Origin of the sequence: Streptomyces hygroscopicus, from assembly GCF_026168105.1 — a bacterium.
Lineage (GTDB): Bacteria > Actinomycetota > Actinomycetes > Streptomycetales > Streptomycetaceae > Streptomyces > Streptomyces hygroscopicus_D.
Map to the genome: position 1 here is coordinate 1 of NZ_LBMW01000095.1, position 12643 is coordinate 12643.

The 12643-nt window shown below is 67.4% G+C and carries 10 protein-coding genes and 3 pseudogenes; 7 read left to right on the forward strand and 6 right to left on the reverse strand.

Annotated features, from left to right (window positions below; all coding sequences use genetic code 11):
• Window positions 1-536 (forward strand): bacterial transcriptional activator domain-containing protein (locus AAW14_RS38410; protein WP_265569114.1); only part of this gene is annotated, 536 nt, incomplete at its 5' end.
• A 565-nt stretch (window positions 537-1101) separates the two neighbouring features.
• A pseudogene (locus AAW14_RS38415) lies at window positions 1102-2359 on the forward strand (IS110 family transposase).
• Between the two features lie 89 nt (window positions 2360-2448).
• On the opposite strand, the gene AAW14_RS38425 reads toward AAW14_RS38415, so the two are convergent.
• Complete coding sequence (locus AAW14_RS38425) at window positions 2449-5160, reverse strand: PKD domain-containing protein (RefSeq protein WP_322741169.1); 2712 nt, start codon at window positions 5158-5160, stop codon at window positions 2449-2451.
• 775 nt (window positions 5161-5935) lie between these two features.
• On the opposite strand from AAW14_RS38425, the pseudogene AAW14_RS38430 reads away from it, so the two are divergent.
• Window positions 5936-6595: pseudogene (locus tag AAW14_RS38430) on the forward strand (transposase domain-containing protein); the annotation flags it as partial.
• Window positions 6596-7220: 625 nt separating this feature from the next.
• On the opposite strand, the gene AAW14_RS38435 reads toward AAW14_RS38430, so the two are convergent.
• The 3 genes from AAW14_RS38435 to AAW14_RS38445 form a co-directional block, all read right to left on the reverse strand.
• Window positions 7221-7892 carry a nucleotidyl transferase AbiEii/AbiGii toxin family protein gene (locus AAW14_RS38435; protein ID WP_265569116.1) on the reverse strand — a complete coding sequence of 224 codons (672 nt, stop codon included), beginning with the start codon at window positions 7890-7892 and terminating at the stop codon, window positions 7221-7223.
• Complete coding sequence (locus tag AAW14_RS38440) at window positions 7889-8254, reverse strand: hypothetical protein (protein ID WP_265569117.1); 366 nt, start codon at window positions 8252-8254, stop codon at window positions 7889-7891. Before AAW14_RS38440 ends, AAW14_RS38435 begins: the two co-directional genes overlap by 4 nt.
• Before the next feature lie 431 nt (window positions 8255-8685).
• Complete coding sequence (locus AAW14_RS38445; RefSeq protein ID WP_265569118.1) at window positions 8686-9030, reverse strand: ArsR/SmtB family transcription factor; 345 nt, start codon at window positions 9028-9030, stop codon at window positions 8686-8688.
• 111 nt (window positions 9031-9141) lie between these two features.
• Between AAW14_RS38445 and AAW14_RS38450 the strand changes: the two genes are divergently transcribed.
• The gene (locus tag AAW14_RS38450; protein ID WP_265569119.1) at window positions 9142-10128 is read left to right on the forward strand and encodes a quinone oxidoreductase family protein; all 987 of its coding nucleotides are present in this window, start codon (window positions 9142-9144) and stop codon (window positions 10126-10128) included.
• Here the strand turns inward: AAW14_RS38450 and AAW14_RS38455 are convergent.
• Window positions 10116-10287: pseudogene (locus tag AAW14_RS38455) on the reverse strand (IS110 family transposase); the annotation flags it as partial. The gene AAW14_RS38450 and the pseudogene AAW14_RS38455 sit on opposite strands and share 13 nt — an antisense overlap.
• Window positions 10288-10677: 390 nt before the next feature.
• On the opposite strand from AAW14_RS38455, the gene AAW14_RS38460 reads away from it, so the two are divergent.
• From AAW14_RS38460 to AAW14_RS38470, 3 genes are all read left to right on the forward strand, one after another.
• The gene (locus AAW14_RS38460) at window positions 10678-10800 is read left to right on the forward strand and encodes a PmrA (protein WP_265569120.1); all 123 of its coding nucleotides are present in this window, start codon (window positions 10678-10680) and stop codon (window positions 10798-10800) included.
• A gap of 80 nt (window positions 10801-10880) precedes the next feature.
• Complete coding sequence (locus AAW14_RS38465) at window positions 10881-11678, forward strand: thymidylate synthase (protein WP_265569121.1); 798 nt, start codon at window positions 10881-10883, stop codon at window positions 11676-11678.
• Window positions 11675-12178: a dihydrofolate reductase gene (locus AAW14_RS38470; RefSeq protein WP_265569122.1), complete on the forward strand. Its 504-nt coding sequence runs from the start codon at window positions 11675-11677 to the stop codon at window positions 12176-12178. Before AAW14_RS38465 ends, AAW14_RS38470 begins: the two co-directional genes overlap by 4 nt.
• Here the strand turns inward: AAW14_RS38470 and AAW14_RS38475 are convergent.
• Window positions 12108-12545, reverse strand: coding sequence for a Tn3 family transposase (locus tag AAW14_RS38475; protein WP_265569123.1), 438 nt, complete (start codon window positions 12543-12545; stop codon window positions 12108-12110). The two genes, AAW14_RS38470 and AAW14_RS38475, sit on opposite strands and share 71 nt — an antisense overlap.
• Window positions 12546-12643: the final 98 nt, after the last annotated feature.

Genomic DNA, 12643 nt, shown 5'->3' on the forward strand with positions numbered 1-12643 from the left:
CGCCGCCTCCCACCGCTCGACGACGTTCTGGCCGCCAACCTGAACTCGTCGAACACGCGCTGCCGCTGGGCCCATCCGGCCTGACCGACCTGGAGAAGGCACTGACTCTGGTCCGGGGCAAGCCATTCGGCGGCCGGCCGCTTCCCTGGGCCGAGCCCTACGCTCAGGAAATGATCACGCGGATCACCGACGTCGCGCACACCGTGGCCACCTACCGCATCCCCGCAGGCCCCCACCACGACCTCAGCGCCGCCCGCCAGGCCGTCGCGACCGGCCTCGACGTCGACCCCACGGCGGAGCTCCCGTACCGGGACTGGATCCGTCTTGAAGCCGCGCGCCAGAACCGCTCCGGGCTGCACACCGCGATCACCCGCGTGCAACAGGTCAACCGGGATTTGGACTGCTCGCTGGAGATGGAGACTACCCAGCTCATCAACGAGCTCCTCAACAGCCCAGCCACAGCCGTGCGCAATGTAGAATCCGCGTTTCCGACACTGTCGGCAGATCATCAGAACCGTCCGAGCAAATCCGGGTGACCACGAGCATTGGCAACGGTCGGCAATTGTCAGTTCGGGAATCTTGCGGTCTCCCGGGGCGGGAGCGCGGAGTGCTCCGTACCGTCCTGGACAGCGTCGCAGCCCGCCGCGGCGGCAAACGAGCCCTGGTTGCCGTCATGCACAAACTGGCCATCGCGATCTGGCACGTGCTGCACGACAAAGTCCCCTAGCGTGACCTCGGGGCCGACTACTTCAGCCGCCGTGATCCCGAACGCGCTATGCGACGCATGACGAAGGAAGCCAACAGCCTCGGCCTCACCATCCGCTTCGACCCGATCTCAGCCTGACTGCGAACTACACGTCATTTTCGTGTCAGTAATCCAGGCCGCTGCGCTGGCCGCCGTGGTGGCGGGAAAATGGGGCCGGTGTCCGTCCGGAACGCCGACGAATCTGTGATGCCTTGTGAGCTCGCGTGTCAGTATGGCGTCGGGAGTCGCTGACAGGGACCGTTGATTGTTGCGGCAGCACGCGGACCAGACTCTTTCCAGCCCTGTGGCTCCTCCGGACGGCACTTCGGCAAGTGCTGTTCCAGGAGGTGGGGTTCATGGACGTACTGCACGAGCGGTGCGCCGCACTCGACATTGGCAAGAAGGACCTCAAAGCGTGCGTCCGCACCCCGAATCCGAGCGGTAGACGCTCGCGGCGCCGGGAGATCCGCACCTATCCGACCATGACCAACTCCCTTCTCGAGCTGCGGGAGTGGCTGCTCGCCGAGAAGGTCACCCTGGTGGTGATGGAGGCGACGGAGATTATTGGCGGCCGGCGTTCTACCTGCTGGAGGACTGCCTGAACGTGATCCTGGTCAACGCCGCCCACGCCAAGGGCCTACCCGGCCGCAAGACCGACGTGGCCGACGCCGCCTGGCTGTGCCAGCTGGGCGAATGCGGCCTGCTGAAGGCGTCATTCGTGCCGCCGGAGCCGATCCGGCACCTGCGGGACCTCACTCGTTATCGCTCCTGCCTCACCGCCGAGCGGACCCGGGAAGTCCAGCGCCTGGAGAAGGAGCTGGAGGACGCAGGCATCAAACTCTCGTCGGTGGCCACCGACATCATGGGCGTCTCCGGCCGGGCCATGCTCACCGCCCTCATCGACGGCGAACGCGATGTCCACACCCTGGCAGAGATGGCCAAGGCCCGCATGCGCCCCAAGATCCCGACCTTGGTGGAGGCCGTGACCGGGAACTTCAGCGAACACCACGCCTTCCTCTGCCGCCTGCACCTCGAGCGCATCGACCACCTCACCGCGGCGATCGACGAACTGTCCGTGCGGACCGAGGAGGAGATGCTCCCTTTTGGCCGCCAGCTTGAACTGCTGCAGACCATCCCCGGCGTCGGACGCGGTGTCGCCGAGGCCATCCTCGCTGAGACTGGCGGTGACATGGCCCGCTTGCGACCACCGGTCACCTGGCCTCGTGAGCCGGGGTCTGCCCCGGCCACCACGAGTCCGCAGGCAGACACAAATCCGGCAGACGCCGACACGGGAACCGACGGCTGGGGGCCGCGCTGGGCACCGCCGCCATGGCCGCCGCCCGCACCCGCGAGACCACCTACCTCGGCGCCCGCTACCACCGGCTCATGCCCCGCCTGGGCAAGAAGTAGGCCCTGGTCGCCCTCGAACACTCGATCCTGACCGCGGTGTGGCACATGCTCACCCACGACACCGAATACGCCGACCTCGGTGGCGACTACTACACGAAGTACGACCCCGAACGCGCCATGCGCCGCCTCACCCGCCAGGCCAACGCTCTCGGCTTCACCGTCCGCTTCGACCCCATCGAAACCGCCACTTCACGAGCTGGCTGAACCTTCATTTTCGGACCAGACCCGTCCGACGCGCGGACGGCCGGCCGGAAATCGTCACCCGGCCGGCCGTCACTGTTCCCGCTGTGGGATCAGGTGGTGTCGATGGCGGTGTCGTCGATCACGAACGAGGTCTGCTTGGTGTAGTCCTCGCTCCCGGTGAACTTCAGCGTCACCGTCTGGCCGGCGTAGGCCGACAGGTCGAAGGTGTGCTGGGCGTAGCCGGTGAGGTGGTCGAGGTTGGAATAGGTGTGCAGGGTCGATAGTACGGTGCCGGAGCTGTTGAGCACCTGCACCTTGAGGGTGTCGTAGGCGGTGGTCGTGGAGGTCTCCGCTGTGTCGATGTGCAGCCAGAAGCTCAACTGCTCTGAGGAGCAGCCGGTCGGCAGGGTCACCGTCTGCGACAGGGTGTCGGTGTGGGTGGTGCCGTAGCCGTCCAGCCAGGCGTCCCAGCTGCCGGAGTGCGGCGGCTCGGTGGAGGACTTGTTGATCACGCCGGTGGTCGTGGACCAGGGCGAGGCGGTGCCGGTTTCGAAGCCCGGATTGCCCAGGAGTTGCTGCGGGGTGCAGCCGCCGGGCGTGGCGCTCGCCTCGTTGCTCTGGGCGCTCTCGCCGATCGAGTTCACGGCGGTGACCTTGTAGTAGTAGGGCTGTCCGTTGGTGAGCCCGGTGTCCGTGCAGGAGAGCACAACGGCCAGGTTGTTGCAGCCGCCCGAGGTGAGCTGGGTCTCCGAGCCGCTGGACGTGCCGCGGTAGACCTTGTAGGAGGTGATGTTGACGCCGCCGTTGCTGGAGGGGGCGTGCCAGTTCAGCGTGACCTGCCCGCTGCCGGGCGTGGCGGTGAGACCCGTCGGGGCGCCCGGGGGCGCGCCGGCGATGGGCGAGGCCGTGATCGTCACGGTCGACGTGGCTGTCTTGGCGGGAGTGGAGCTGTCGGTGACCGTGAGCGTTGCCGTGTAGCTGCCGGCGGTGCTGTAGGTGTGGCTCGGGTTCTGCGCCGTGCTGGCCGCGGAGCCGTCACCGAAGTCCCAGCTGTAGGAGTACGCCGGTGTCCCGCCCGTGGCCGTGCCGGTGAAGGACACGTTCAGCGGTACCTGCCCAGAGGTCGGCGCGGCCGAGGCGCTGGCCGCCAGCGGGTTGCCGACCGCGCTCACGTTCAGCGCGACCGTTGAGGTGGCCGCGTGGGCCGGGGAGGCGCTGTCGGTGACCGTGAGCGTCGCCGTGTAGCTGCCGGCGGTGCTGTAGGTGTGGCTCGGGTTCTGCGCCGTGCTGGCCGCGGAGCCGTCACCGAAGTCCCAGCTGTAGCTGTAGGGCCCGGTCCCGCCCGAGGCCGAGCCGGTGAAGTTGACCGCCAGCGGCGCGTTGCCTGTGGTCGGCGAGGCGCCTGCGGAGGCAGAGAGCGGAGTGGCGCCCTGGATCCACAGGTCCTCCAGTGGGTCGCCGAGGCCTGCCTGGTCGTTGGTGGTCATCGGGAAGGTGCTCAGCCCGATGTTGTCGTTCGGGTCTATGACGCCCGGGTGGACGTTCTGCATGACGCGCTCCATCGCCGCCAGCACGTTGTTCGTGGAGTAGGCGACGTGGCTGACATAGGCCTGCTTCATGTACTTGGGCGAGGCGATGACGACGCTCGGCACCCGGTAGGTATTGCTGACGTGGTCCGGGCCGTTGCTGCCGTTCTGCGTGTCGTCCTCGGTCACCACGATGACCGTGTTGTCCTTGTAGGACGCGTTGTTCATGATGGAATCGACGATCTGCTTGGTGACCGAGTCGTTCTTCGGGATGTCCTGGTAGGTGCCGGGGTGGTCGTTGAACAGCTCGACGTAGGAGTACGCGGGCAGGCCATGGGCCGCCACGAAGTTCATGTAGTTGTTCCCGATGACCTGGTCGTCATCGTTTTGCGCCTTGCACGTGTAGTTGTTGTAGTCGAGCTCCTCCGGGATCGTCGTGCCCGGCCGGTTGACCGGCAGTACCTCGACGGCGTTGGTGGCGGGGTTGCGCCAGTAGCCACTGCCGGTGCTGAGCATCCAGTAGAAGTCGCCTTCGGTCACCATCGACAGCTGGGCGGTTCCGGTCCCGATGCCGGTCTGCGCCACGCAGGGGTTGGTTCCCTCGCCCGACGGGCCCGAAGCACCCTTGAGGAAGCGGTCGAATTGGGTGCCGGTGGCCGCGGGGTAGGACTGCTGCTGCGAGCTGGAGGACGACTGCCCGGAGAACAGCCACCAGTGGTTGGGTCCACTCGGGGGCTGCGTGCCGGTGCTGTAGGAGTCCAGCAGCGAGTAGGTCTTGGCGAGTGTGTGCAGGTTCGGCACCGAGCTGATGTGGTTCGTGCTCTGCACGACGCCGTTGCACCCGGACTGCACCGTAGTGGCGCAGTCACCGAGGTAGTCGTCGAAGGTGTGGTTCTCCCGGGTCAGCATCACGAAGTGCGTGAACGGCGGGAAGTAGGGAGCGAGCGGGTTCGTCGCCGTGGTGGTGGCGGTGGTCATCCGGCCGCCGGTTGCCGCCTTGGCCGAGTAGTTGTGCGGCTGCGGGAACTTGGCGAACTCAACGCCCGGCGCGGCGAAGTGGGCGCCTGTGCAGTTGTAGTCGTCGGGCTTGTAGGACTGAGGACGCTGCCCCTCGGGCAGGTTCTTGGCGTCCTCAGGGTCCTGGTCGACGTTCCAGTTCTTCAGCGTGCACGAGCCCACCCCGGTCGCGGGGTGTGTGCCGCTGCTCGACCCTGCGCCTTGCGCCGAGCCTTGGATCCCACCGAGCAGAAGGGCCAGGCCGGCCATGCCCGCCATCCATAGTCTGGACTTCTTCATCGTCTGGACTTCTTCATCGGCACTCCCGTATCGAGTCGCGATCTACGCGCGATGAGTCACAGTCACTACGGGATTGTGACGACACGCCAGGTCCACGACAAGAAGGCTGGATTGATCCACTCTGCTCTTGTCGAGGCAGTCATCCCGCGTTCGTCCACGGTTGTCGGCGGCGCCAATCGACCTGAGCGCGCCCTCCCCTTGCGCTGATAGGGCCGCCGCTTGCCGGGAAGAGATCCGCAGAGCCGCACCCATCGGCGCGGCCGGCATCGATGCCGAGGGCGGGACCGATCAGGGCGCCGTACGGCGCATCAATGGCTTGGCCAGCGGCGTCCATGTACGCCACCGCGATCACAGCGCGATACAGGGCGATGCGCAGACCGGGCGCGTGCGCGCGGCCCTCGGCGGCGAGCGGAGTGCCAAGTGGCGCTGGATGCAGCTGACGAACCGGTCGAGGGCGGCTTGGGTGACGCGCCGAGTGGTCGGCGTACTTCGATGCCGCCGAGCACGTCGGCGCCCGCGTGAGCACCGCCCGCGACGTGGACGGCCCGGCCGCCCCCGGCATCGGGATCCGCGAAGAACCTGGCTTGTGCCGCCTTGCAGTGCTCGTTGGTGCTCAGGACGGCCCGCAGGCGCTGGTAGCGGTCGAGGTCTCCCCAGGTGTCGTGGTCGGGCGGGCTGGGATTGCGGCGTCCGGTGCCCCAGCGCCGGTCACGGCAACGGGGCTCCTGGTAGAGCGAGGAAGCCGACCAAGGTCTTCCTGCTTGAAGGAGCCCCGGTGCCCGTTCAGTGTCCCACCGTCACCCTCACGTCGTCCGTCACCGTCGCTGACGGCGCCTTCGCTCCGGGGCATCTGGGCGAGCTGACCCGGCAGTTGCCCTTTGAATTGGTCGATGACGTGCTGAAACGTACCGGCGGCACTCAGCGGAGACTGCGGCTGCTTCCGTCGAGGGTGGGTGTGCACTTCATCCTGGCACTGGCTCTCTTTCCGCAGCTGGGGTACGTGCGTGTGTGGGACAAGCTGGCCGCCGGGCTGCGCGGACTCCTCCCACAGCGTCCGTCGGAGAAGGCACTGCGAGAGGTGCGCCGGCGGCTGGGTATCGCGCCGCTGCGGTTGCTGTTCGAGACGCTGGCCGGCCCCGTGGCGCAGCCGGTCACACCCGGGGTGCGCTACCGGTGCTGGCGTACGGTCGCCTTCGACGGATGCAGCTCCACCAAGGCCCCTGACCGGCCGCGAGTCTGTGCTTGGCTGGGCAAACACAAACACCGTTACGGCACAGACGGCTATCCGATGCTGAAGGTCATGGTGCTGTGCGAGACCGGGACACGGGCGCTGCTCGGCGCGGTCTTCGGGCCGAAGCCCGAGAAGGAGACCGGGTACGCAGAGCAACTGCTCCCGCTGCTGAACGACACAATGCTGCTGCTCAACGACCGGGGCAAGACGGCCACCTGGCAGGGGCTACCTGGGTCAGCTGGGCAGAGATCGCGGGACTGGATCCAGCAACTGCTCCAGAGCACTACATTGGCCGGCTCACATGGTCATCCCTGGCGAAGCCCTCAATTCTGCATCAGCAACTTGTTCCGGCTGAATGGGACCCGGAGTTGGTTGCTGCAGTGGGTCCACTCCCAGAGGAACTGGAAGGAGGCGACCATTACGTCGAGTGGAACAGCGGAGACTTGCTTTGCCGCTACGAGTCGTTGACGGCTGGTTCTATCCTGGGACCCAGGTCCCACTGGCCACACGTGTTTGCCGTAATGAAAGCTCTGGCGGATCGTTTCGGTGATAACGCCGTTCGACTCGTCCTGGCCTTCGACTGATCAAGAACTCGTCAGCTGGTCGATCACGGAACTGCGGACAGAGCCTGTTCGAAGGAACGTCCGCAGCAGCGTGGCCACCCACGGCTGGGCGGACCATGCCCGCGATGTGCAGTCCTGCCAGGAGATGGTCGCGGTCTTCTCGTAGCGGGTCGCGATGCCACCGGACTGCTCCTGGTGTTCCCCACACCGGGCATGATCCGAACCCGTGCGTGATCTACTCCAGCACGGGCGAACCGGAGCCTCGGTCAGAGATCATTGGGGTCTTGCTCAACCTGCAGACGTGCACCGATGTCGGTGGCCCATTCCAGAGCCCACGTCCGCAGGGCGTCGATCTGATCGGGCTGGAGGCCGTAGTCGCCGTAGTCCTGGTCATCCCACCACTCCGCGCCCGCGAGGCGGTCGCGGAGGTCTTCCAGACTGAAGGCGTAGCGCGCGTGGCGTCGGCCGAGGTTCTCGAGGTCGGCCATGGACCGGTGCTGGGAGGCGGCGTGGACGTCGATCAGATCGCGCACTGCGCCTCTGTCGGCAAGCGCCCGCACCTTCGTTCCGATCACGTCGTCCAGCGACAGCACCGGGCCGTACGCGCTGGACGTCGGCGGGTGCCAGAGCACCTCTTTCAGGACGTCGACCTCGCACTGTTCGCCTGTGCCGGGATCGGTGGCGAGCAGCCGGCCGGATAGCGCCCCGATCTCAATCTGCTCGACCTGCCAGCCACGCTTCGTCAGCCCGCTGCTCACGGTTCGGACGATCTCGCTGATCGGTGCCGGATTCTCAGTGGCTACGTCGAGATCCTGGGAGAGGCGGTCGACCAGGCCGTGAGCTTGGACTGCGTACCCGCCGGTGATCACCAGGGGGTACGGGGTTCCAATGTCGAGGACGTCTGCCAGGAGGCGGCGGTGCAGTTCGGAAAGGTTCACGCGGCCGCGGCAGCCTTGTCCGCAGGCAGCTCGGGGAAGCGGTTCTCCCAGGCGTCTCGCAGGGGACGGCTGATCAGCGTACGCAGGACCGGCCACTGGGCGATGAGCAGGTCGCGGTTGAGGAAAGCGATCACGTCCTGACGCTGCCCTTCAGCCAGCACGGTGCGGTAGAGACTCATCCGGGAGCGGGGCTGGCTGAGCCCGTACGAGCGACGGCCGGACCAGACGACGTGCAAAGGCAGGTCCACCGTGCCAGTCGCTGGACCGGCGAGCTCCTCCAATGACGTGGGCAGTCGCAGTGCGTACTGCTCGCGCAGCAGCTCGAATGCGCTCGGCGCCGAGGATGCGGAGGACACGGACATGCCTGTCAGTATCCCTCCTCGGGCATCGCAGTGACCACACAACGGCGAAGGTCCACAACCTTCGGGGTGCCTGACCGCAGCCACGGCGCACGAGAACGCCGAGATCCCCCGGCAGGAAGGCCCTCGGATGGCACCCAAAAAGCCCGCCGGCCTCAGGGCAACCAGTAGTACTGGTGCGGGAGTACTGGTGCGGGGCGGGCGGGGTGCATTCCTCCCACAGGGGAACGGTGCCGTGTGACCGGCGCCCCCGGTCGCCGGTCAGGCCCACGATCCGGTGGACCGGCACGTTCACCTGGTACTGCGTGCCCAGCGCCGCGAAGGACAGTCGCCGACGGCGCTGGGCCCAGCCAACCAGGGCGCCGTACAGCGGCTACAACGAGGCGGCACTGCGCAGCCCGGTGCGGCGAGCTGACACACTTCCGACCCGCCGTTCAGTCGATGTCGTCGGCGCGGAGGGCCAGGTCGAGGAGGCCGGGGAAGCGGGCGTCGAACTCCTCGCGGCGCAGTCGGTTGAGCCGTTTGGGTCCTTGGTCGCGCTGTTCGACGAGGCCGGCGTCGCGCAGCACCGAGAAGTGATGGCTCTTTGCTGCTCTGCCGACCGGTACATCGAAGTTGCTGCAGCTGAGCGTCCAGTCGGGGTGGGTCGCCAGGTCGCGGATCAGCCGGATGCGGACGGGGTCCGCGAGCGCGGACAGTGCGGTCAGGAGGGGGACGTGGTCGGGGTGCGTGTGTACGGGTGCCGGGCGGTGACCCCCACCTTCCGCCTGTTCAGGCATCCCTTTTCCTCCTCCGTGGCCGGCGCACTCACTTGCCGAGTGTTCGACAGTCATCTTACATTGCTAGTGTTCGCTTTCGGTTGAACACTCAGGGGGAAGGGCGGTTTTCGTATGCGCGCGGTCGAGTTCCAGGAGTACGGCGGTCCCGAGGTTCTGCAGCTCGTCAAGGCCGGGGCACCCGAGCCGGGACCGGGTCAAGTGACCATCGACGCTGCCTGGGCAGGGGTGAACTTCGCGGACGTGAAGGCGCGTGCTGAGGGCTACCGGGTGGCCTCGCTGCCCTACCGTCCCGGCCTGGAACTCTCCGGGCACATCCGGGCGGTCGGGGAGGGCGTCGAGGGACTGCGGGTGGGGCAGGAAGTCGCCGCGCTCGTTGACGGCGGCGGCTATGCCGAGGTGGTCCTCGCCGAGGCCGCGACCGTCTTTCCGCTGCCCGAGGGACTGGACCTGCGGACCGCGGCCGCGCTGCTCATCGTGCTGCCGACCACGCATGCCCTGATCCACGAGGTGGGGCGGCTGCGGGCTGGGGAGAGCGTGCTGGTGCACGGCGCGGCGGGAGGCATCGGCACGGCGGCCGGGCAACTGGCCCGGGCGGCGGGCGCCGGTGCGGTGTACGGGGTGGTCTCCACCGACACCAAGGCCGAGTACGCGCTCAAGCACGGCTACGACGAAGTGTTCCGAGCCGACACCTTCGCCGAGGAGGTCCGCCGCGCTACGGGCGGCAAGGGCGTCGATCTGGTGCTCGACCCGGTGGGCGGCGACACGCTGCGCCGCAGCCTTAACGCGCTGGCTGTCTTCGGGCGTCTGGTGTCCTTCGGCAACGCCAGCGGCGCCGAGCCCTGGCGGGCCGGGCAGCCAGAACTGCACGCACAGGGCCGCTCCATCGGGGGATTCTCTGTGCTGGCGCTCGCCCGGACGGCACCCGACGCCGTGCGCGCACTGACCGAACGCTCACTGCGCACGGTCTCCGAGGGAGTGGTGTCCCTCCCCGTCACCGCCGAATTCCCGCTGTCGGATGCGGCCGACGCCCACCAACTCATGGGCGGACGCACCTCCACCGGCAAGCTGCTGCTGCGCATCGCATCCCAGGTGACCTGACGGCCGTCGGCCAGGTCCAGGACGTCGCCGATCAGCTTCAGCAGCTCGGGCTCGTCGTTGGCGACCCGCCACGACAGCAGTGTCTTGCCGTCGGCGTCCAGGGCGAGGCCCGTGGTGGTGGCCCTTGCCGCTGTCGATCCCCGCCCATATCCGGCTCATCGTGCTCCTGACGTGCGTGTTCGTGCTGTTCGTGCCACGGACGACCTCGCCGGCATTGCTCTACACAGCGACTTGTTCGCACTTCCTAATCGGCGGCCGAGTCGTCGTGGGGTGCCGGGCGGCGAAGCGATACAAGCCACGAGGCGGCAGCCCCGCTGTTCCTCACTGGCCGCCGAGCCCCGGCCGGAACGCCGTCACTGGACGTGGGCGAGGAGACCGGCCGGGCGAGGCTCTCCTACCGTCGGGCCGAGGAGATCTTCGAGGAGAACACCCGGTTGCTGGCCAACCCGCTGGCCTCGCCCGAGGGCATCGAGAACCTGGACGGCTGGACCCTGCACCGGCTGCGGCAGAGCGCTCACCCACGACGCCGAGGGCGGCACCTCCACCCCGATGCTGCTGGCCCGCTCCCGGCACGCCTCCGTCCGCTCCCTGGAGCGGTACGCCCGCCCCGGCGTCGACGCCGTCGCCCGGCATGTCACTGAACGCGACTCCGCAGCCCGCCGTCGGCGCTGAGCCTCACGCCGGTGCCTCGGCGTACGGGGAGACGTGACCGTCGAGTGCGTGCCTGTCGGCGGCCAGTAGACTCGACCGCCGTGGCGGACACCCAGTACGAAGACCTGTTGCGGCTGGTACTTACCTCCGGGACGGCCAAAGCCGACCGGACGGGCACCGGCACCCGAAGTGTCTTCGGGCACCAACTACGCTACGACCTCTCGCAAGGGTTCCCGCTGGTCACCACCAAAAAGGTGCATCTCAGGTCCATCGTGTACGAGCTTCTCTGGTTCCTGCGTGGCGACTCGAACGTCGGCTGGCTGCAGGAGCACGGCGTCACCATCTGGGACGAATGGGCCGACGCGAACGGTGAACTCGGTCCGGTTTACGGCGCACAGTGGCGGTCCTGGCCCGCCCCGGACGGCAGGCACATCGACCAGGTCAGCGAGGTTCTCGACACTCTGAGCCGGGACCCGGACTCCCGCCGGATGATCGTCTCCGCCTGGAACGTCGCCGAGCTGGACAAGATGGCTCTCGCGCCCTGTCACGCCTTCTTCCAGTTTTACGTCGCCGACGGCAAGCTCTCCTGCCAGCTGTACCAGCGCAGCGCGGACCTGTTCCTCGGCGTCCCGTTCAACATCGCCAGCTATGCCCTGCTCACGCACATGGTGGCTCAGCAGGCCGGCCTCAAGGCTGGCGACTTCATCTGGACCGGCGGCGACTGCCACATCTACGACAATCACGTCGAGCAGGTGACCGAGCAGCTCTCGCGCACCCCGTTCGAGTTTCCCGGGTTGCGTCTGCGCCAAGCCAACTCGCTTTTCGACTATGCCTACGCCGATGTGGAGGTGGTCAACTACCGGCACCACCCGGCCATCAAAGCCCCGGTCGCGGTGTGAACGTCGGGCTGATCTGGGCGCAGACCCTTGATGGCGTGATCGGTGCGGACAATGCGATTCCGTGGCGCCTGCCTGAGGACATGGCACATTTCAAGGCAACCACCCTCGGCCATCCCGTGGTGATGGGGCGCAAGACGTGGGATTCGCTACCTCCACGATTCCGCCCGCTGTCCGGCAGACGCAACATCGTGGTGACTCGTGATCCGCAGTGGGTGGCCAGTGGTGCCGAACGCGCCGGGTCTGTCGCCCAGGCTCTGGAGCTTGCAGCCGAGCCGTTGGAGCGAGCTGCCCCTGCTGCAGCATGGGTGATCGGAGGCGGGGAGATTTACCGGGCCGCCCTGGAGTACGCCACAACGCTCTCGGTGACTGAGGTCGACTGGACGGTGGACGGCGACACCTATGCGCCGGCACCGGGCCCGACGTGGAGAGTCACCGAGGATAAAGGCTGGCAGTCTTCCGTGTCCGGACTGCGCTACCGCATCCGCAGGTACACCCGGTGACAGTCGACTCACAACCCGGGGCGGCGGCTGTCTCATCCTGCGCCATGCGAGGGTTGGGCACCGTAGCCGCCCTGATACTCAGGTCCAGTTCCAGGCGGCTGCTCATGTCCAGCTCGAACCGGCCGTAGGGGTTCACGTGGGTCCAGAACAGCGGTGACAGTGCCCGCCGGTCCGCGTCGGTGAGGGTGTCGGCCCACTTCGGATCGGCGAGGACCTGCTGCATCAGCAGCGTGTTGACGTGAACCAGGGCGGACTGGAGCACGTGCAGGGCGAGCATGGACACCTCCTGGGACTCCTTGTCCTGCCCTGCCAGGTCGCCGTCTTTGCCATAGAAGAGGTCCTTGTTCGCGCTGTTCCAGTTCTCCACGACCTGCAGGCCCTCGTGGATCTCCTGGCGCAGCTCGACGTCGGCGAGGTAGTCGCAGGGGCGTTGTCAAGTTATCCGCGAGCGGGCTGGCTGAGGGT

Coding starts and splice junctions, on each gene's coding strand:
- AAW14_RS38425 (WP_322741169.1), bottom strand. CDS start 5,160: ATGAAGAAGTCCAGACTATGGATGGCGGGCATGGCCGGCCTGGCCCTT.
- AAW14_RS38440 (WP_265569117.1), bottom strand. CDS start 8,254: ATGTCCGTGTCCTCCGCATCCTCGGCGCCGAGCGCATTCGAGCTGCTG.
- AAW14_RS38445 (WP_265569118.1), bottom strand. CDS start 9,030: ATGCCTGAACAGGCGGAAGGTGGGGGTCACCGCCCGGCACCCGTACAC.
- AAW14_RS38450 (WP_265569119.1), top strand. CDS start 9,142: ATGCGCGCGGTCGAGTTCCAGGAGTACGGCGGTCCCGAGGTTCTGCAG.
- AAW14_RS38460 (WP_265569120.1), top strand. CDS start 10,678: ATGCTGCTGGCCCGCTCCCGGCACGCCTCCGTCCGCTCCCTGGAGCGG.